The 23,445-nt window shown below is 39.7% G+C and carries 8 protein-coding genes; 7 read left to right on the forward strand and 1 reads right to left on the reverse strand.

Going from position 1 to position 23,445, the window contains the following annotated elements:
- Positions 1–26: 26 nt before the first annotated feature.
- Positions 27–11,018 carry an RHS repeat-associated core domain-containing protein gene (locus L1068_RS22200; protein ID WP_237131852.1) on the reverse strand — a complete coding sequence of 3,664 codons (10,992 nt, stop codon included), beginning with the start codon at positions 11,016–11,018 and terminating at the stop codon, positions 27–29.
- A gap of 311 nt (positions 11,019–11,329) precedes the next feature.
- Here L1068_RS22200 and L1068_RS21135 point away from each other — a divergent pair, with 311 nt between their 5' ends.
- The 7 genes from L1068_RS21135 (at position 11,330) to L1068_RS21165 (ending at position 23,406) form a co-directional block, all read left to right on the forward strand.
- Complete coding sequence (locus L1068_RS21135; RefSeq protein ID WP_237131853.1) at positions 11,330–12,322, forward strand: YncE family protein; 993 nt, start codon at positions 11,330–11,332, stop codon at positions 12,320–12,322.
- Positions 12,323–12,702: 380 nt separating this feature from the next.
- Positions 12,703–16,032, forward strand: a complete 3,330-nt coding sequence (locus L1068_RS21140) for a hypothetical protein (protein ID WP_237131854.1) — start codon at positions 12,703–12,705, stop codon at positions 16,030–16,032.
- A gap of 260 nt (positions 16,033–16,292) precedes the next feature.
- Positions 16,293–17,549, forward strand: coding sequence for an HlyD family efflux transporter periplasmic adaptor subunit (locus L1068_RS21145; RefSeq protein ID WP_237131855.1), 1,257 nt, complete (start codon positions 16,293–16,295; stop codon positions 17,547–17,549).
- A gap of 10 nt (positions 17,550–17,559) precedes the next feature.
- Positions 17,560–18,300 (forward strand): ABC transporter ATP-binding protein, encoded by a 741-nt coding sequence (locus tag L1068_RS21150; protein WP_237131856.1) that lies wholly within the window; start codon positions 17,560–17,562, stop codon positions 18,298–18,300.
- Entirely contained in the window at positions 18,297–20,729 is a 2,433-nt protein-coding gene (locus L1068_RS21155; RefSeq protein WP_237131857.1) for an ABC transporter permease, read from the forward strand. The genes L1068_RS21150 and L1068_RS21155 overlap by 4 nt, the downstream gene beginning before the upstream one ends.
- A gap of 86 nt (positions 20,730–20,815) precedes the next feature.
- Positions 20,816–22,141: a sigma-54 dependent transcriptional regulator gene (locus L1068_RS21160; protein ID WP_237131858.1), complete on the forward strand. Its 1,326-nt coding sequence runs from the start codon at positions 20,816–20,818 to the stop codon at positions 22,139–22,141.
- On the forward strand, positions 22,141–23,406 hold the full coding sequence (locus tag L1068_RS21165; protein ID WP_237131859.1) for a HAMP domain-containing sensor histidine kinase: 1,266 nt from the start codon (positions 22,141–22,143) through the stop codon (positions 23,404–23,406). Before L1068_RS21160 ends, L1068_RS21165 begins: the two co-directional genes overlap by 1 nt.
- Positions 23,407–23,445: the final 39 nt, after the last annotated feature.

Below are 23,445 nucleotides of genomic sequence, written 5' to 3' on the forward strand. Positions count from 1 at the left end.
TAACGAGCGTAATGATTAAAAAGAACCTAATTACCAAAATAAGCATCTCCATATACTTTAAGCATTGCTGCTGCTTCCACCTGCTGAGAAGGATATTCATTAAAGATGAACTGCGGTACATTTATTGCCGCGCCACTCAACCCTCCTCCAACATCAAAGATCAATTTAGTTGAGTCCATACCAAGCTTAAGCGCTCCATTATCAGCCCAAACCAAATCCCTCGCTAATTGCATTGACAAACTCGTTCGTTTACCTTCAATTATAAAAGCTGAGTTTTTTAGGCCAAACATTTTCGCAAATTGTTTATTTGACATTAATGAATCGTACCTCAATATATTTTGCATTTCTTGCATATTTTTGAACTTAGCTCCCGCCTTAGCAAGTCTATCGAGAGCTTTTTGAGTCTTAGATAATTTTTGATTAGTTAGATATGCATTATACAAAAACTGAAATGCGGCAGTCACAGCTCCATTGGCAAACTTACCACCTGAAATAGCAGATGCAGTGCCACCAACTATCGCGGATTGGAGTGTACCTATAATCATATTATCAGATAGCATTCCACTTACATGGAATCCTTTTGTTAATCCTGCACTAATGAAACCATGGGCAAACTTACCACCTTGTAGATCTGCAATAATTCCACCTGCAAGCGCGTGCGTAAAGATATGTCCAGGCCCTCCTTGAGTAAAAAACTCGCCACTGGTCTGAACGTCGAATGTTGCACCTATTCCCCAAAACACTGTTGCAGTTAATGCTGAACGCCCTCCAGCGTGAAACGCTCGGCCAAGGCTACCTGTATGATAATAAGTTCTATTCGCAGAAAACAACGCACTACACCATACTTGGCAACCAGGTACAAAATTTAAGGCGACGGAAACAATCCCGGATAACCCGTCACTGTGCATAATTCTACTTTGAATTTCTCTACCAAAAAGGTGATCCCCCATGATCACTAGGCCTTCTTTACCTAGAAGCTTTTTTGCTAACCATTTCACAAAGTAACCACTAGGGTCAGTAAAACTTAAAGGATTATTCAAAACATATGAATAGCGATTGTAACTTTGCGAATTATGTGCAAATTGAACAAAAGGATCAGCCTGCAAAAACCTGCCTATTGTTGGGTCGTAGATCCGACCGTTCATATGAATAAAGTTAAGTCCGTTTAGCATTTCATGGCCAGTAAAACCAAAACGATTATAATTTTCCACATTCTCTAGGCCATTGCGAACAACACTATGTTGCTGGCCAAATGGATCATAATAAAATGCGCGCTGTACCTTTCCTACATCATCGCTTATCGCTATGGTTGAACCTAAATGATCTTTGATATGTAATGATTTACTTGTTTCTCCCGAAACTAAGTCAAACGTTAAGATTATATTGCCAATCGCATATTGATAAGTCAGCTCATTACTGTCGGCTTTTTCTATACGCTCCAACGCACCAAAGTAGAACGTCTCTGTGTCTATTGCGTTAGATTGCGCATTACCTGCAAGGTAGGTGTCCTTACGATAGTAACGACGATGATTTGCATCGTAATCAAACTTTATATGCTGATTTCCACTTTCCCATGCCTCTGTCACTTTATCAAATGATGAGTAACTAAAGTTTCGATTACCATTTCGTATCATATTTCCATTGTCATCGTAATGGTAATCTGTTTGTGTAGCTTTATTGTATCTTAGCGCATGAGGTCCCGCATTATTTGAACCACGGCTACTATCACCATATTCATACTGAGCGTTACTTGATGTGCATGCCTCACTCGCGCCTTTTGACAATAAATTTCCCAACTTGTTATAACAATAGTAACGTATTGCAGAGGTACTATTAACCGATACTGTTTGGCTTTCGAGGCGGTTTAACTCATCATATTCAAATGTTTCTATACGCGCACTATCAAACAAGCCATTAAAGGTTCGCGTTTTTAACTGACCGAAAGCATTGTACTGATAATTAGCTGAAATATTGCCAAATAAGTCGTTGTTATCAACATTTGATGTGCTAATACCTGTGCTCAGCCCAGTATATGCATCAAATCCCGTATTTATTACTTGACCATCCAAATAAGTAATTTGGCTTGCTTGCCCACGATAATTAACCGCGTTGACTGATTTTAATAATTCGGTTGTAACAGATTGACTTTGAGGGTCATAAGATAATCCATGAGTTTCAACTACTCGCCCTTTTACATCATATGTATAACCAAGTGCATAAAAGTTACTGATTTGGTTTAAATAAACACGCCCAAGATTATCGTAGTAACTTTTATTTAATTGGCTATGATTTGTGTTGTTTTTTTGAATCGTGGAGCTCACCGATTCTAATCGTCCATAATCACCATAAATGTATGTTTTACTGTGGTGCGCATTTGTATCATTACAAGTGGCCCCTGTAGTAACATATTCGCTATCCTTTGCTCCTAACGGCGCCAAAGAATCATATGTGTAGCAGCGCGACTCTGGATTACTTTGAACACTATTTATCTTCTGCGTTATACGCCCTAGTTGATCATACTCTAGCCATGTGACATTGCCATTCGCATCTTTTTGCCATTTTAGCTGCCCTAAAGCGTTATAACGGTAGTGCCAAATGCCTTTATCAGGGTCGTTATTTTGGATTTTATTACCTAATAAATCATATTGAATAACAATTTGATTGTTCTCATCATCAGTGGTCTGCTGCAGTTGCCCGTATGCATCGTATGAAAAGAACGTTGATGTACTGAGTTCAGTTTCATGTCCATTAATAACTTGAACAGTTTCACCAATCACATTCGAAATAGTTTTTTTGTTCTTTGTAACAAGCTCTGCTTGTTCGGTCTCAATTACATAATTCTTACCAAATGTCATCGAAAGCGTAAGTACAGCACCATTGAAGCTTGGTACTGTTTTGCTCGTGGTTCGGCCTAACAGGTCATAATCTGTAACGCTCCATTGAGAGGAAGCAGCAGTAGCATTACCAACACTATCTCCTTTAAGTGGGATACTCTTTCTATACACTCTGCCAAGCGCGTCATATTCAATTAAGCTAACACGTGTAACACCGTCTTCATATGTTTGACTAACAGTTCGTCTTTTACGTCCCATGCTATCAAATATGGTTGTAACAGGTAATGCTCCCGATTGCTCGACAGTCTCTTCATGTAATTGTGCCAATCGATTTATATTTCGACTAATACGTTTGACTGTTCGATCAGGTGCAATTTCTGCTGTTAATTGCCCCATCGCGTTGTGACGGTATTGTGTTGTATAACCATTTATTTTACTTTCACTGTCACAATTCACTACATTTGTCGTTTTTGACTTAACTAGGCCGGTGATTGGACTCACCTCAAAGCACGTTTTATAGCCCAACCCATTACTTTCTTCTGTCAAAAAACGACCCGTTTTATCAAACTTGTAGCTACTTGAGCTTACGACATTCCCACTAAAAATTGGTTCATTTGTTGCGGTAGTATTTTGTACTAATTGGTTACCTGACACGACTTTTGATATGGTATTCCCGAAATCGTCAAATCCATAGGACGTATTCACTTGTAATTCGGTGGATTGCAGGTTTGCTATTTCAACATTTAACACACCGACGGTGTTATAACCAAATGCAGCGACTCTGGTATCAGATTTGGTATTCCCCGATTCTTCCCTGGTTTTTGTTACTTTGGTACAAGTTAGACGGCCAAATCGCTCGTAATCATGGGTAAAATCTTGCGTTACACTCGAAGAGTAACCAAAGCAATAACCGTCATTTTTATAATGGTTTAATGTGCTAGTGGTAAAGCTATCAATACCATCAGTCACCGATACATTATTACTCAATACATTGCCATAAGTATCGTAAACACTTGTATTAGTTGTAATACTTTGTATTTCACTCGAAGCGTATTTATTAGTGAATTGACCTTCAATTAGGTGATATTCTTTATCTACTATGCTAGCAGGGTAAACAAATATTGGTGAGCGCAACACCGATGCACTATTGGCAGAGGCGGTTGTGTGATACTCATAATCATTGCTTGATTCAGATAGTTTAAACCATGAACTACCGTTATTTTCAGATATTTCCTTGACTGTACTATATGGTAACCCTATTTTTTCAGGCTCAGTCAATTCTGACATTTCGGAGCTCGGTATAAAACCCTGATGATAAAGCGTTGTGCTTCTAACTATGTATCCAGGGTTGTTTTTGTCCAATGTCACAAGCTTACCGAATCCAAGATAGCCCTTACCTTCAGCATGCATTGCAAGATTTGCATACTGATATTGAACCTCACTTTCACCGCCTACCCCATTGGTGCTAAATGCATTGGAAACCACATATACTGGACTTACAACACTAATAAACGGATAAACGGCTTTTAAACCACCTAAATAGACTGTGTTATCTGTGAGTGGCTTATAAGTCACTCGCGTACTATTACCTAGCGTGTCGTAGAAACGGCCTATTACATTATGTTTTACATATTCACCGCTATTTAAAGGGTTATGGATTGTCGCAGACACACCTTTTGTCGTTGCGCGAACTCTAATCCACTCCCCTATGCCATCACCATTTCTATCAGCAAATTGAATAGAATCTTTTACTTTATCTTCGTTTTTTTTCTCAATGTAAACATACTTACCCGTTGGGGTAAGTGTTATTTCTGCGCCATTATAAATTAATCTCCAAACCTTCCATCTACTCAAGCTTTCTTCATAAGTTAAAATTTCTTGACGACCATCACCATTTACATCAAATTTCATGTGATTTGAGGCTGTATTTAACAAGTTCCCAAAATCAATTTTAATTTTCGGTTGGAAACCTGCTCCATTTGACAACTCTACGTACCACTCACCTAACTCTTGATACATCAAGTCTGAATAACCATCATGATTAAAGTCATAAAATTTTAGAAAATATTTCCTTTGCGTCCCTACCAATTTCGTTCGTTTAAAATCACCGTCATTAAAAACAATATGTTGCTCAAATTCAACTGCTGACATAGCCACACATCCAGAAGAGCTCGATCCGGCACACTTACGCTTTGTAAGATTAACGAACATATCTGTCAAACCATCTCCATCAAAGTCGGAGTATTTTACTTTTCGCTCAATAATGTCAGGGCTAACAAAAGTTAAACTAGATGGCAATTCAGCCAAATTTAGTAATTCTATTTTTTCACTAAATGCGGTGTTACCAGGCGTTGATTGGTTTATATGAGCATTAACTTTGTCATATGTTTGGTATACAACATCAAGCAATCCATCACCATTAATATCAATTGCTTGACCCGTTTTAGTTGTTGCATTTGTCAGCACCAAACTAGAATCAATTCGTCCCTTGTTTTTTGTGGAGAAGCATTCTGGTTCGTACTGTGATGATAAATCACAAAGTTTAACAGGCTCACCAACTTCACTTCTGTTATAAATCAGATACCAATTATCATCCTCCGTAGCGACTAAGATATCTTGCCGTCCGTCTCCGTTCATATCAGCAATTTTGATCCCGTTAGACGCTATTTTGCCATGAGAAAATTTATAACTATGTGAACCAAAGCCATTACCGTATTCAATTCTAAAACTTTCTTTTCCCATGTAGCGAATAAAGTCAGAATAACCATCACCATTGACATCTGCATTCATAACTAACTGAGAGTCTTCCATCTGACCAAGCGCCAAATCAGTTTTTGTAAATACTTGGTGTTGAGGATACTCTTGGTTCCATTCAAACTTTATTGGTTCGAAACAGTATGAATTCTCACGAGCGCACTCTTGGATTTGTTCGAGGAATTCGTTTTTAGCTGAGTCTTGATAACTAAGCTCATAATATTTTGTGACTTGACCAGCAGTTGAGATGGTCACACTTGCCAGTGTTTTGGTTTTATTAAATGTATTTCCGTAAGCAAAGCTAAATTGCTTATTTTCAACATCGACATAATCAAAAGTTACTGTATTGCTATTGTAAGTTATCGTATCTAATAGCGTTTCTTGATTAATAGAAGTGTTGATATCTGCGCCCTTATAGCGATACTCGATCTCGTTACCATATAGGTCAACAACTTTGTTTAGGTGCCATGAAAATTCAACGTCAACGTTATTCGTCAGATCTGAGTTAATAAAACGAACCGCTGTTGAACCAGAAATATTATCAGGATTGCCATAATAGTATGTATCGTTCGACTTTGTCGTGGCAATAAAACCAACAATGTTACTTCCAGATGTTACCTTTTCATAAAGTGTAAAATCATCAACTTCTGTTCGATAGACATTGCTTGATGTTTCAATAAGACGACTTCCATTGACACAAAATGCATCGGTATCATCAAATTGAATTCCTTTCGTTAATTTTCCGTTTAATTCATCATAAAATTTACTACGAGGACAACGTTGTATTACGCTAACTCCGACGATAGACCAACCAATTCCAGCATCACCTAATCGGGTATTAGAACTAGTGTAACTTAGACCTAATTCTGGCTTTATTCCGCCAGAACCTACAGGTAAAACAAATGGTACAAAATAAGTTGCACTACCAGTTTCATCTACTTTAAATTGACCTGCGGTTTTTCCTACAATGTTTCCGGTACCATCCTCAGGAGCGCTAACGCTGTTTGTGTCATTTGTCTTAGCAAAACTATTCGGAGTAAAGAAAGACATAGCACTAAGAGATGACACTTCTGAAATTAACTGTGCATTAGAAACAACATTACTCCATGCAGTGCAACTTTCATCGGCAAAGCAGGCTTTAACACGATAGGTGCGTTTAGTATCGTCATTTGGTAATGTAAAACTTGTTGATGCATTCTCTTGGGCAAGTTGCCAATTAGCTTCAACTAAATCAGTACAGCGTTCACTACAAGCATACTGTTGTAGCTCATAACGTTGCGCATTAGCAATAACTGACCACGTTAGAGTGTCACTCGTTTTCTTAAGCAATGGAATTGAAACGCCATCAGGAGATTCCAAAACTTTTATGGGTGCAGAAATAAACTTCGAAGGGTCTGATGGATAGCGTGTTGTTACATCGTTGATGTCAGTATAGCACTCCCAAATACTGTCTTTCTCAAATGGTTGTTCAAATATTTGTGTCCCATTATCACCAACTACTCCTCGCCATCCCTTTTTATCTTCTGGATCTGCTCTTCGGCAGTTTTCAACACCACCAATATCCCAATAGAAAGTAGTTGGTTGCCCTATAAGCGATACATTAGGTACCCACTCAAAACGATTAACTTTAACCGTATTAAGGCTTGTAACTTCAACATTATTACTATGAGCACCACACTCATTTTGTGAATTACAAGCTTGAACTCGATAAACCTTACTTTCAACTATGTCTGGTAATAAATAACGCTTATCGGTAACATTTGCCACCGTCTCCCAAGCTGATTGAGTTATTTCACTACAGTTATCACCACAACTTGCAGCTTGAATCTGATAATTATCAGCAGTTGAATTGTATGTCCACTTTAAACTATCAGATACTTTCGACAAAACAGGCATGTTTATGCCGTCTGGCTCTTTAAGTACAGTCAAATTTGCCGTTAAAAAGTTATTTTCGCCAACTGGGTATTGGATTTCTGAAGGCTTACCCTCATCGATCAGGCATTTCCATTTAGTGTGAACTAACATAGTCGTTTGATCAGAACCAATAGAAAATACTTGCGTTCCATTGTTGCCCGAAGGTGCGCGCCAACCTTTTTTGTCATTTTCATCGGTGCGACCACACTTGTCTACGCCAGTCACATCCCAATAAAAAGTAGTAGACTGTCCAGCCAATACCACGTTTGGTGACCATTCAAAACGATTAACTATGACTGGGTTTATTACCCTTACGTCAATACTAACACCATCGCTACATAAGCTATCATCATTGCAGCTTTGTACTGTAAAAATATGGTTTCCTGGAACGTTAAATGTGGGGCTCATCACTTCATGCTCAGCATCATGAGCTTCTTGTATAATTATAGGGTTATAAGATGCATTACTAGAACCACTCGGTAAAGTATGTGTAACTTTATAATGACCATTTACACGGATCCCACTTGCCCATTTCCAATTGATATTGGCTCTCATACCGATAAAGGTCTGATCTTTATCCACGCTAAGACCTGTAACCTCATCTGATTTACCATAAACATGTATGCGTAACTCTGGGCCATATTCACTGCACACTCCATTACTACAATGGGCATACGATAAGAAGTAATAGCCTATCGATTGAGGTGTAAATTTGGCTATATTCCCTTGATATGCAATTGATTCGGTTGCAGGTTGCTTATTGGTGCCTTCTAGGTTTCCAGTTTGCACCTTTAATTTATAGCTTTGCGCACCAGGTATTATCGGCATATTTACTGGAACATTACTATTAACACGTTGATAATTGCCACCTGCGACGGCTGGTATTTCCTCAGGTGTTGCAGGAAGCACATTAACCGTAACATTTACATCACCACTACAATGAGAATCGTCATTACATGAATCTATTTTAAACGTGTGCGTACCCGCTATTGTTAGCGACTCTGTTACTTGCTCAAAATCAAAAATACCCGTCGACTGCGTAATATTTGTATATTGTTTGATTGTGCCATCTGGCCTAATTTGCTTCAGTTTATAATGTCCACCAACACGTACGCCACTGAATGCCCATTTAATGACACTATTAGCTCCTAAGCTTACTGACGAAGGGTCAGCCATCACACTTTTCGCGTAATTTGGAGCTCCATACATTACTATTCTAAGTGCTGGGCTGTATTCACTACAGTAATTACCTTTGCATTGCGCATATGAAATGAAATGATAACCTGCTTTTGCTGATGAAAAACTAGTGGTTGAACCTGTGAAAGTCTTATTCAATACTTCTTGCTTATTTGCACCGTCAAGCGTGCCAGTTTCTACCTTTAAGCGGTAATTTGCGGCTCCATTGAGTTCAGTTGTATTAACATTTATCGTTGAATTTATAGGGTGATAATGACCATTCGAAATTGTCGGTGCTAATGTTGGTTTTGTAATTGGAGTACCTTCAATGCTTACAGTCCGTGCACTACCGCAACCCACATTTTCAGGGTTACACGCAACAATCGAAAAGGTATTTTGTAAGCTTGATATTACAACATCTAAGTATCGGTTAGTTGTTCGACTTATTTCGGCTCCATCTTTGGAAATAACATATGAAATCCCCGGAACATCTCCGCCGGGTAAGTCCCAAGTAAGTTTACTGTTGCTTCCAACCTCTACATTCGATGGAGTCGCTTTAAAGTTATTCACTCCCCCGGGTGCGGTATAATAATAAATTGGCAAAGTAGTTGAATATGGGCCACACCCAATTTCATTACATGCACGTACCTTGTAGTATCGTCTGCCGTAATTTGCGTGGGAAACGGAGTCTGATTGCGAGTTATAATCATGTATTTTTGAGCTATCTTCATATAACTCATAACGCTTTGCACCAATAATGCTCGACCATTTTATTTCTTTCGAACTATTTATAGGGTGGTATGCATTACCAATATCTAAGTTTGGCGCTTGAGTAATAGCTACAGCCACGTTGACATTTGTGCTCCCCCAAGGCCCACACGGTAAACTTGGATTACATGCTCTCACTTTAAATGTATATACTCCCCCTTCGACCAACTTAGGCGATGTAAAATCTGTTGAGCTGGCACCAGAAACATGATTTAAGGCAGATAAACTAGTAACCTTATTTGATGGTGAGACTATTTGACGTTCGTAATATGTTCCTGAATAAATTATTTGACGCGGATTTGGCCAGCTAATTTTCACGGTATTGCCCGATGTGACTAAGTTGCTACTTGCTGTCGGATAAGCTTGATGTGGCGAACCATAAGAGTGTGTTCTACGCCAAGAGCTTAACTCGCTGCACCCGGCATTATTACAAGCACGATATTTAAGATAGTTATAACCCCAGTCCCCCCTCAAAGTGACTTGGTTAGCACTTGGTTGTAATTGATAATTACTATCTGTTGTACTCATATAAACTTGGTAATATGTGGCATTTGCTACTGCAGGCAGACTCAGTTGAACTGTGGTACTATAAGGATGATAACTGCCTCCTACTACGTCAGGAATAGAGCTTGGCGTTGCAGGTTTTCCAATTGCATTTATATTTACGGTTCGAGCACTACTACACCCAACTGATTCAGGATTACATGCGTAAACAGCAACCGTATTGCTACCTTCATCATCCAATACAACAGATGTGCTAAGCTGTGTAGTTGTTTTATACAATGAACCATTTAGGTGAACTTGATAATTGAAACCGGGTACAATCCCACTTGCTTGCCCCCAAGAAATAAGCGCACTTTCGCCTGTAATCAAACTAGTTTTGTTGCTCGATAGATTGCTAACCATGCCTGGCTTATCAAAAAACGTAACGTATCGACTGCCCGACCAAGCTCCACAACCGCCCGCATTGCAAGCATTCACCTTATAACTATTTGTACCAACAGTAGAACTTGAAATTGTGCGCGAGCGACCATACCCTTGATAATAACGGCTTTCATTTTGGAATAGGTTGTAATAATCAGCGCCACTTACCGATGACCAAGATATAGTTTGTCTTGTGTTTATAGGTACATATCTTGTGGCAAAAGGCGTGCTAGCCTTTCCTGGTGCGTGTGGTAAAACTCGGATACGGGCGTTTAGATAAATTCTTTCACCGCTACTATCTTGGCAATACCAACTAGTTGTTTTATCTGTAGGGCTAGTAAAAAGCTGACGTCCATTGTTGCCAACTGCCGTCCTACGTTTGTTGTTCCCAAAACAAAACTCAGCACCCTCAATATGCCAATAAAAAGTAGTTGTTTCACCCAAAGTGACAACAGATGGCGACCACTCAAAGCGCCGTACTTTCATTGACGCACTTGCATCAAATATACTTAAAGCTAAACAAATAAGAAAAAAATTAAGGACGAAAGTTACATATTTCTTGTTCCATACAGTATGCTCAAGGCTTGTAACCTCATGAGGTTCACAATTTATCATACCCGAACAACTTTTCTGTGTTTTATAAATCACACGATCATCCTTAATCTATTTTCATCAAAAACAGCGAATTATAAGAGTGTTCAATTTACAGTCAACACAAAATGCAACTGAATATAACCAAGTGTTAATCTCATTTTAATTCACATTAAAATTTGCACTAATATCAGCTAGCGCACCGTATATCTGAATTTATAGAATTCCAAAAGAGAATGCCTAATGTTCAAAAGATAAATTGACAAGTAGATACATATTGGCATTTTTTAAGAAAACACAGAGATTATGTTTACCTTGCGCCCGAGTTCGCATTTTTGCTTAATCCCATGCTAATAATTGAGAGAACTATGAAAAAAATACTCCGTGCGGTTGTTATGCCAGGACTACTATCACTAATTGGCTTGTCGCTATCAGCAAACGATGACACGCTCTCAGGTACGTTAGTGGTCGTAAATAAAAAAGCAGATACGGTGAGTTTTATCGACTTACAAAGTCGAAAAATCAAATACACTCGACGCACAGGCAAAGGCCCTCATGAAATTGCCGTAAATGACAATGCAACTACAGCCGTTGTCACTAACTACAATGGCGGTAACAGTTTAACGGTATTCGATATTAAAGCCGCAAAAGCGACTAACACCATTAGCCTTGTCAAACACCCCTATCCCCACGGCATTTTATATTTAAAAGGTACAAATAAGGTTGCAGTATCCGCAGAAGGTTCAAACTCGGTGGTAATTGTCGATATCGATTTGGGAAACATTGAAAAAGCAATACACACACATCAAAAAGGCTCGCATATGGTCGCACTCGCACATGCTAACAACCGCGTTTACACGCCCAATATGCATGACGATACTGTTTCTGAAATGGATATAAATTCGGGCAAGTTATTAAGGACAATTGCCACACCAGAAACACCCAAAGCTATCACCATTAATAAATCGGGCACTGAGCTTTGGGTCGGCAGCAATAAAAATGGCTTAGTTACTGTTTTTGACCTAACAACCGACAATATAATTAAGCAATGGCGAGGCTTTAAATTCCCTTACCGTATTTTACTCACAAAAGATGAAAAATACGCCGTTATCCCTGACTACAAAAACAATACTTTAACGATTTTTGATGCTGTCAATAAAACACAGCTACACCAAATCACATTCAATAATATCGGGCCAAAAGGCGTTACCTTCCACCCTAACGATCGCACTGTGTTTTTATCGGCTTATAGCAAAAACAAACTACTCGTGATAGATATTCCAAGCGGTAAAACCTTATTTGAACTACCCACAGGCAAAGGCCCTGATGGTATAGGTTATTCGCCGATTGAATTGGAGTGATGTCCTAGAATAACTGTCAAGGTTAGCTAAATTGCTAATCACCTATAGGGCACTAATATTTGACCTTTATAGCAAGCCAACTGGGTACGCTTAAAAAATACAGTTTCAATTCATTTTCTGAAACAGTATAGTATTCCTTTAATCCAAACATATGAGTCTAATAGGGATTTTAGATGCATTTAATTAGTAATGTTTCCTCTAGCCAATTTAAATCGATTTGCCAAATTGGTTTTAAAACCTCTAATCATTCTGCTTCTTTTCCAGAAAACAAAATATAAAACTCAACACAACCTTTAATTTTAATTTCACATACAGGTCTCTTTTAAACAAGAAGTAGTACCTTTTGTGACGTCAAATCAATTTAAAAAAAGGACATAAAATTGAAAATTTATACAAGTCTGTTGTTTTTGTTAGCTACCACCGCTAACGCAGCAGTGCCGTCATTAAATTTTAGTTATCAACCAAAAAAAGTCGTTCTTGGAGAAGAATCAACATTAGTTTGGTCTTCTAACAATACGGTTACTTGTAAAAACAAATATGGCAATATTATTGGAACAGCAGGAAGATATAAGTTTACACCAAATCGTGTAGGCTCTTTTTCTAATAAGTTTACTTGCACAAGCGATACTGGCGAGGAAGCTTCAGCAACACCGAGTTATGAGGTTGTACCCAGGCCAATACCTAAATTAAGTTTCAAATATTCACCTAGCAAAGTAGTCTCAGGCCAATACGTTACCTTAAACTGGTCAAGCCAAAATACAGTCAAGTGTCTTAATAAACATGGTAATACAATCGGAACGGCAGGTTCTTATAAGTTTGCGGCTAAACAGCTAGGTAAATTTAAAGAAAAATTCACATGTGAGAGCAAATATGGAGATTTGGCAAGTGCTTATCCTGAATATGAGGTCGCCGCGCCAAAACCAACAATGAACTTCTCCTATTCCCCACAAAAAGTTACCTTGGGTGAGAGCATTACGTTAAATAAAGTTTCAGCTAATGCGGCTAGATGCACAAACAAGTGGGGAACAAATATCGGCACCAGTGGCGCATTTCCGTTTGAGCCTACACGGCTTGGCAAAGTTACCGATACCTACACTTGTGAAAACGTTCAAGGTGATACAGCCAGTGATTCTATAAGTTATGAAGTCATCGCTAAACCAACTGCTAATTTCTCATATTCCCCACAAAGAGTGACTTTGGGAGAGAGCGTAACGTTAAATAAGGTTACAACGAATGCAGTAAAATGCATCAATAAATGGGGTAATAGCATTAGTACCAGTACCCCATATGTATTTGAACCAAAACAAGCTGGCCAATTTACCGATACCTATACTTGCGAAAATGAATTGGGTTACCAAGTTGAAACAACGGCAAGCTATGAAGTCATTTCGAAACCAACCGCTAACTTCTCATATTCCCCACAAAAAGTGACTTTGGGAGAGAGCGTAACGTTAAATAAGGTTACAACGAATGCGGTTAAATGCATCAATAAGTGGGGAACAAATATCGGTACCAGTACCCCATATGTATTTGAACCAAAACAAGCTGGCCAATTTACCGATACCTATACTTGCGAAAATGAATTGGGTTACCAAGTTGAAACAACGGCAAGCTATGAAGTCATTTCGAAACCAACCGCTAACTTCTCATATTCCCCACAAAAAGTGACTTTGGGAGAGAGCATAACATTAAACAAGGTTACAACGAATGCGGCTACATGCACCGATAAATCGGGTAATAGTATAAGTATCAGTGCGCCATATGTATTTGAGCCAAAACAAACTGGCCAATTCACTAATACCTTTACTTGCCAAAATGAACTGGGTTATCAAGTTGAAACCACAGCAAGTTTTGAAGTGACTCCACCACCTGCTCCAAGTTTAAAGAAAGTTAGTATTAAGCTAAATCACACCTCTTTATTCGAGCGCGCTTTCAGCATAAACCCGGTGGATCCGATAGAGGTGTTTGATGAACAGATTAAATTGAATATGGGCGTTACACTACAATTTTCGTTCAAGATTAACAATGATTCGAATGCTAAGTGCAAACTTACCAATACAGATAATCACTTCTCAGAGGATTTAAACTACGATGCACAAGGCGAATTCACAACCGAAATAACACCTGCTTATTTTAATGAACGTTTTGACTTGAAATGTGCCGACCAGTCTTCGAATCAGTTCATGACTATAGCAAACATAGTATTAAAATCTATTGATAATGACATACTGAAAAAACTTGCAAACCACGTTTTGGATGATAAAAAGGGCGACTATCCGAAAAATGAATTCCCTGACGAATACGCAGAATATCGTTTATGGAACACTTACGCTCAGCTTCATAACCTTACGGATAAAGCTTTTCTTTACGCGAATCTAGACTTTGTATTCAACGATATATGCAAATTCTCAGGTCAACCTAATATGTGTGAAGGTGAACCTGAAAAAGTTAGGATTAAGAATAAACTCGCGGAATACCTTATAAATACAAGTGAGGCTTTCTTTGAAACTTGTCCTCATCCTGATAATGACCTTCCTATTAAACATGTCGACGGGAACGAATATCGCCCCCAATGTCGACTGAAGGAAAAGGCTCAAGGGTATTTCCAATGGAGAAGTCCATACATTACGGTAGCTCAGGAAGTAGGAAAAAAAGATAAAGAAGGTCAAGTAACTGCGGAACCATCAAAACTCACTTCAAAGCATTGGCATATGGAGTGGCGAGCGGCCGGCAATGTAGCGCAAGCAATCAAACCTTTCTTTGACTTAACCGACAATAGCTTTGATTTTACTAGTAGCTGCCCATCAGAAGAACTTGAATTACCAAGTGAATACAAACAAATTGTTGCGGCTCAAAGTTTCCTCAGCGAGGAGCAAAAATACGCATGTCGTGCTAACAATGTCAAACGGCTCTTAAAAAAACACATTTGGGACAAGTGGCTGGATCCTAATTATGAAACTAGAAAGCAATATAGAATTAACGGTACTCCTATGCCACATTTTATTGCCCGCACTCAAATGATTGAAGATCTGTTTATTCATACAGATGACAATTATACCCAAATTAGCCGAAATCACATTATCAAGGATTCAATTCGTGAGGATGAGAATAGTGAACTATCTAATATTGTATGCAGTGCAACAGATGAGACTAAGTGTAATTGGCCAAAACCGGTAGCATGGAAAGATGAAAAAGGCGAAAAAAAATCTGTAACCTACAACTATCCTTTTGGTACAGCAGGCTCTATGGATTTGAATCATGGTGAAGAAACTATTCTGGTAATTACGCAAAGCGATGCTTTAAAGTACTGCGAATTTAAAAACGGTGTAGAGAATTGTTTTAACAAGAGGTTCTTGGCTGAACAACTGAATGCTAAAGCTTGGATTAAAGCCAAGCCCGAGGCTAATTCTAAGGGACGATTTGACTATTTTCTTAATGGCTATTGCAAGGGTAAGACAAAAAATCCAATAAATGAACAGCCAGAAAATTATTTAGCTCACCATAAAGCATTTGAAGGTTTAGATGACATCAACAAGATGCAATATTTTTGCAGTGTCCATAATGCAGCCCCAAAACCAGCCTCAGTAGTTGGTTGGGTAAGGCTCGCAAAATACAACAGGGACTTAATGATTAACATGCGGTCAGTAGCGTTAGAGGAGAAAGCCTTAGTGCAAACATATCAAACATTGCTAAATAACGAGAGCTTTTAACACCTTAAATAAAGTATAAACATCAGAGTATCAATTATTAAAGCACGTTTAACTAAGACTTAAACGTGCTTTATTAGTTATTTCTATTCTATCTTTCATACATGCACGTGAGATAAAACTTTTCCCACTTTTAATTCCCATTCCCGTTCAAGGGAAAAACCCACTTCAACCAAAAACAGTAAACCATTGATTTTATTTACTTTAATAAATGGCACAGCGTTCGCTATAGCTAAACTATCAAAAGTTATGAAGTTAGTCAGATGGATATTAAACAAAGCCTTGCAGGTAATAATAAAAAGAAACGTTGGCCGATGCCGCTTGCGATTATTTTATCGCTCAGTTTAGTAGTAGGGTTTGCGTCCTCGTTTAGCGATGGGGATACCAGCATAAACCGAAATGAGTTACTGCTTGCAGATGTAAGTAGTGGGCCACTTAAATTAACGGTGTCAGGGTTTGGCCAACTGCGCTCTAAATACAGCCGCTTTATTACTGCGCGCTATCAAGCACAAGTAGAACAAGTATTTCATCTACCGGGTAGCCGCGTTGAAAAAGATACGGTGATTTTACGCCTTTCAAATCCTACACTTGAGCAACAACTAAACCGTGCTCGTTTAACGCTCGCTCGTCAAAAAGCTAATTTTGAAGCATTAAAACTTAGCCAAAAAAGTGAAAAACTAAACCTTGAAGCAAACCTAACTTTGCTTGAAAGCGAACTTGCCAACGCCAATTTGCGCGCTGAAGCAGAGCAAAAACTGATTGAGCAAGGCATTGTTTCTACTCTAGATTATAAGCGCTCGCAACTAGCAGTATCACAACTGAGTAAACGCGTTTCTCTTGCCAAACAGCAGCTCAGCCAAGCGAGTGATTTACACAACCAACGCTTACAAGTTGAGCGCGAATTAATGCGCGAATTTGAGCTTAGCTTTAATGCAGCACAACAAGATGTCGATAAACTCAATGTCACTGCTGGCATCAATGGCATGTTGCAAGCGGTCAATGTAGAGCAAGGTCAATCGGTGCAAATGGGTGCACCACTTGCGGTAGTTGGCAGTGAGCATCAACTACTTGCCGATTTAAATGTGCCAGAACGTGAAGCAAGCCGCATTGAAGTCGGTCAAAAAGCAATGGTAAACACCTTCGCTGGTACGGTTTCAGCGGTGGTGAATCGTATTAATCCAATCGTCAGCGATGGTCGCATTACTGTAGAGCTTGAGCTTACAGGCAGCTTACCAAGCAATGCCCGCCCACAGCTCACCATTGAAGGTGATATTGTCACAGACGAGCTTAACCACGCTCTTTATGTACGTCGCCCTAGCTTTGTAAGTGGCGAAACACAAAACCATATTTTCATTTTGAACCCAGCCGAAAATCAACTAGTTAAAACCCAAGTTGAGTTTGGTAAACTAGCCGGCGATAACATTGTTATCAATTCAGGTGCAAATGCCGGTGACACCCTTGTAATTTCAGACAGCTCTGATTTTAAACACTTGCAAACAATAACGATTACAAATAATTAAGGAAGCAATCATGGACAATACACCGGTAATTGAACTGACCAATGTGTCAAAAATTTACTTTAGCGACGACGTAGAAACACATGCACTGAGCGATATCAACTTACAAATTTATAAAGGCGATTACATTGCCATTAGCGGCCCATCAGGCTGTGGTAAATCTACTTTATTAAGTGTGATGGGTTTACTCGACGACGTTACCAGCGGCAGCTATAAAATTGAAGGTGTCGATACCAGCAGCCTTAATATGGATACCCTTGCAGAGCTGCGCAATTTGCATATTGGCTTTATTTTCCAATCGTTTAACTTAATTGATGAACTTAGTGTCTTTGACAATGTAGCGCTGCCGCTGTTATATCGCGAACCCGCTTTAAGCAAAGCTGATATTGATACCCGCGTGAATACTGCTCTTAAACAAGTAGAGATTGATCATCGCGCTAAACATAAACCAAATCAGTTATCCGGCGGTCAGCAACAGCGAGTTGCCATTGCCCGTGCATTAGCGGGCAGCCCAAGCATTTTATTAGTGGATGAGCCAACGGGTAACCTCGACTCTAAAAATGGTGATGCGGTAATGGCATTACTTGCCGAACTGAACGAACAAGGTACTACCATTTGCATGGTAACCCACGATCCGCGCTATGCCGGCTACGCTAAAAAACAAGTAAAACTACTCGATGGTAAGGTGCTAAATTCAGTAAATGATAAAGCGCCTGCAGTAACGACCGAAACTCAGTTGGAGGCGCATGCATGAGTGTCCAACGCCTAACCAAACAAATAAAACATGCCGGCAGTTCGCTGCTGCAAGCGCCAGGGTTTACCAGCGCCATTGTGCTCACTCTGTCGCTCACGCTTGCCTGCTTTTTTGTGGTAATGAGCTTATTTAGTAGTTACTTTATTAAACCGCTTAATGTCGATGACGAATCGCGTCTTGTGGTAGTGGAACAAGACAACGTCTATTCCGATAAAAACAGCCCCGGCTTTCAAAGCTTTCAATCGATTATTCACTGGTATAACAACCACGACAATTTTGACAAAGTCGCCGCAATTAACATTGGCGAAGACGTAATAATGAACTTGCCGGGTCAGCCTAAGTTAAATATGACCTTTGCCAGCAACGACTATTACGACATTACCAATATGCAACTTGCTGCTGGTCAACATTTATCACCACAAAAACGCCTTGATGAGAAAAGCACCGAAGTACTGATCAGCTATGCAATTTGGCAAACTTATTTTGATGGCAGCAAAAATGCAATCGGGCAAACGATCGAACTCGTTCATGGCCAATATAAAATTGTTGGGGTTGTAGCTAAAGACTACGCAAACCCATTTATGTTTAACCGCAGTAAAAGTGATTTATGGTTTCACTTTAGCGGTGATTCGCGTTTTTATAATGAAGAGCGTCCAAGCCCATGGTGGAACTTATTTGGTAGCCTAAAACTTATCGGCACACTTAAAGCGGGTGAAACCCCAGAATCAACCAAAGCCTACTTGCATGCACGTATCTTAGAAATTAAAAGTGATTGGAAAGCGGTATTTGATGAAGTAGACGACATTGTGCCTATCGTTACACCGTTTCGCGAAAAAGAACTTAACGGCAACGATACGTTAGCAATTTTTATGTTAGTGGGCGTAGTAAGTCTAGTGCTGATTGCACTCTTAAATGTCAGTAACTTATTTATTTCTCGCGCCGTTGTAAAACACAAACAACTCGCACTGCAAGCCGTTTTAGGGGCAAAACGCAGTGTGATCTTTACCAGTATTTTAGTGGAATCAAGCTTGCTGATGGTAGTTTCAGCACTGGCTGGTTTATTTTTTGCGGCGTGGGGCATCAAACTATTTAAGTTTTTAAGTGAAGGGCATTTACCACTGGTTAGCGCCATTAATCTCGACCTTACCGTTGTCTCTTCTGCCGTTATTTGTTGCGTGGTATTTGCTTGGTTATTTGCTTTTATTACCAGCCGATTAATCAACTTTGGCCAGCTTAGAACGCAAATTCAAAGTTCAGGTAAAGGCGGCGTAAGCCAAATTAAAGGCAGTACCGTAAAGCTGTTAATTGCGCTGCAACTGTTTTTAGCAACGGCCCTTGTCATTGGTGCCACCATGGCATTAAACAAAACCTTAGAAACGCTATTACGACCGCTTGGCAGTGAAGTTGATAATCGCTATAGCACCATGCTCTTTATCAACGATAGAGAGCGTACGTTAGAGCAAAAATATAATGACTTACAAAAAATTCGCGCTGCAGTGGCAAACATCGATGGTGTTGTTAAGGTAGGCCACGGCGACAGCCCAGTAAACGACGGACTTCGCTCAAGCACAGTAAAAGATATGTCAGGTAAAGAAACGGTCTTTATTCCACAAGCCTGGGTAGGCCCTGATTACTTTGATATTACTGGTCTTAAAATTATAGAAGGACGCACCTTTAGCGAAGCCGCTATTCGCGGTGAAAAACACGAGTTTTTGGTCACCAAAGCAGTTAACGATATGCTCAAACCTGGTGGCAGTTTAATTGGTGAAAAGTTTTTAAGTTTTGACCCTGATAACCCAGTGGAAGTGGTTGGTATTACTGAAAACTTTAACCACCCTAAGTTTTTCGACAAACACCAAGGGCGACATTTTTGGTGGGCTGCTCAGCCATATGCATTTGGCTTAATCATTCAAATGGAACAAGGAAAAACCTTAAACCGAGAGCAGCTGTTACAGGCAGCGCGTACGGTTGATAGCCGCATAGGCCTTTGGAAATTCGATTTTCTGGAAGACGAATACGCCAAAATGGTTCATATGGAGCGTATTACATTAAGCTTAAGCATTGTGTTGGCACTCTTTACCCTAGTTCTGGCGGGTATTGGTATTTATGGCGTACTCAGCTATAACCTAGGTCTTCGCCGCTACGAATACGGTATGCGCATGGCACTTGGTGCAAAACGCAAGCGCTTGTATCAACAATTGTTGTCAGACACCTTACTGCCTTTAGCATTTGCTTTTATTGCCGCATTGGTGGTGATGGTAGGTGGTTACACAATGTTTAAAGTTGAGTTAGCAAATTGGTTGCTTCTCAATTGGCTATGGCTCACTATAACCGCAGCTAGCATTGTGTTATTCGCACTGTTTGCCACATTATTCCCAATGAGCAAACTAATAAACGCAAAACCAATGGCAGCACTTAGAGATAATTAACCTAAATTTGGGGTTAATACCTCTGGCCTTAGCCAGTTAAGAAAGCCCTTAATTGGTTAAGGCTCTAAAGCTATAAAAATAAAATTATGAAAAAAATACTGATTATTGATGATCACATAGATGTGCGTTTATCGGCGCGCATTGTACTTGAAAGCCATGGTTACACGTGCACTGAAGCCGACCATCCAAGTGTCGGCTTAGCCCTTTTAAAAAATCAGCAAATCGATTTAATTTTGCTTGATATGAACTTCACCAAAGACACCACATCTGGCGAAGAAGGCCTTGGCTTTTTAAAAGAGCTGAAACGCCAACAACTAACTATTCCCGTGATTGTCATCACCGCATGGGCAAAAGTCGACTTAGCGGTTAAAGCAATGCAACTTGGCGCATCCGACTTTGTTGAAAAACCATGGAAAAACGCCAAATTACTCGAATCCATCGAAAACCAACTAGCGCCAGAAAATACCAGCGACAGCCAACCTAGCAGCGGATTTTTAGCATTAGGCGAACAATCTAAAACGCTAGTTAAAGCCGCAAGCCGCATTGCAAAAACGGACGCAAATGTGCTGATCACCGGCGAAAATGGCTCAGGTAAAAGCCTACTTGCACAGTACATTCACGATAACAGCGCTCGCGCACACCACAATATGGTCAGTGTCAATATGGCGGCTATTCCCGATAACTTATTTGAAAGTGAATTATTTGGACATAAAAAAGGGGCATTTACCGACGCGAAAGAAAATCGCGAAGGTCGCTTTTCGCTCGCCAACGATAGCACCTTATTTTTAGACGAAATTGGCACCCTGCCAATGTCACTGCAAGCCAAAATGCTGCGCGTTTTAGAAACCGGCGAGTTTGAAATACTCGGCAGCTCAAAAACCCAAACCAGTAACGCACGAATTATCTCGGCCACCAATGCCGACCTTGAAAAAGCCATAAACAATGGCGAGTTTAGACGCGATTTATTATTTAGGCTCAACACCTTAGTACTGACTATTCCGCCACTTCGCGACCGCCAAGACGAAATTGCCTTACTAGCTAATCACTTTATTGAAAAACACTGTAAGCGCTATGGTTTTGAGCCTTTACTACTTACAAATACCGCGTTAGAAAAACTCAAAGCGCACAGTTGGCCGGGTAATGTACGTGAGTTATCACACGTATTAGAGCGCGCGGTGATCATGACCGATGGCGACAGTATTGATGCAACACATTTGCAACTCGAGCTCAGTACACAACATGAAAGCGTACCACTTATGAACCTAGAACAAGCTGAAAAGCTGATGATCAATAATGCGCTCAAGCACTTTGATGGCAATGTCATTGCTGCGGGCGAATTTTTAGGGCTCAGTAAATCAGCTATTTATCGCCGCATCGAAAAATTCAATATTAGCGTTAAAGAGAGCAACTAATGCAAAAGCACTCGTTAGAACGCACAGTCATTACACTTTTTACGCTACCTTGTTTGATTTTATTAGGGCTGTTAGTTTTTTTAATTGTGCATTTTCAGCTCGATTTTCTTGAAGGCACAACACTGATTATTGCCCTACTCGCCCCAAGTGTTGTGGTATTTACTGCACTGTATCGCCGATTTTTTAATACCCTCGACAGCGTTGCTGTGCAGCTGGATGGTTTAGCCAATGAAGAGTTTACAGTATGGCACCTTGCTAAGTACTCAGCAGGTCGCGTTGCTGGGCTAAAACGCGATTTACACACTATTGCCAAACGCATTCAAAATAAACGCCATGAATATGCGCAAAACGAAAGCTTTATCTTTGATTTTATTAACGAACTTGAACTACCCATTATTGTGATTGATAGCCAATCACAGGTTTATCATCATAACCTAGCCGCATCCAATTATTATCAAAAACCCAGTTTACTGGGTAATGATTTAGCAAGTTTAGGGCTCCGTGTCGATGCCGACAAATGGCAACTCGCGCAAAATAATCAACGCCACAAAGTCGTTGCACATGCACTCAACCGCGGTAATCGTCATTATCGTTTATTGGTATTTGTATCGATTGAGCAATCTTTAAGACATAACGAAAAAGAAGCCTGGCAAAAACTAGTAAGAGTACTTAATCACGAAGTGCGTAACTCACTTACGCCGATTTATTCAATGGCACAATCACTGCAAGAATTGCCAAAACTAACGCAGTCAGACTTACAAACCACCATGCTTAACGTGATTGAAAAACGTGCTGAGCATCTGCTTGAGTTTGTTGCAAGCTATTCCAAACTGTCGCAAATTCCTAACGCAAAACTTGCCAACGTTACCACAGATGAAATTGCTAAACGCTGTGAAGCACTTTTCCCCGATGTCGATATCAAAATTGAACACAATGGTGAAATTGAATGTGATATTGAGCAACTAGAACAGGCTTTACTCAACCTTGTTAAAAACGCTAATGAGGCAAATTTAACTGCAAACTCGTCTGGCGTGACTATTCGAATTAATAAAGCAGATAACTGGCAAATTGCCATTGAAGATAACGGTATCGGCGTTGATTTAAACGACAACTTATTTGTGCCGTTTTATTCAACCAAACCTGAGGGCTCTGGCATTGGTTTAGTATTAAGCCGCGAATTAATACGTAATCAAAATGGTGAGTTAACACTTACAAACAAAACTAAAAAGCAAGGTGCGATTGCCTCGATTACCTTCGCCAATTAATAAAGCGCAATCAGCTAAATTAGCTTGTATGGATATTAG

The organism is Pseudoalteromonas sp. MMG024 (assembly GCF_021654175.1).
GTDB lineage: Bacteria > Pseudomonadota > Gammaproteobacteria > Enterobacterales > Alteromonadaceae > Pseudoalteromonas.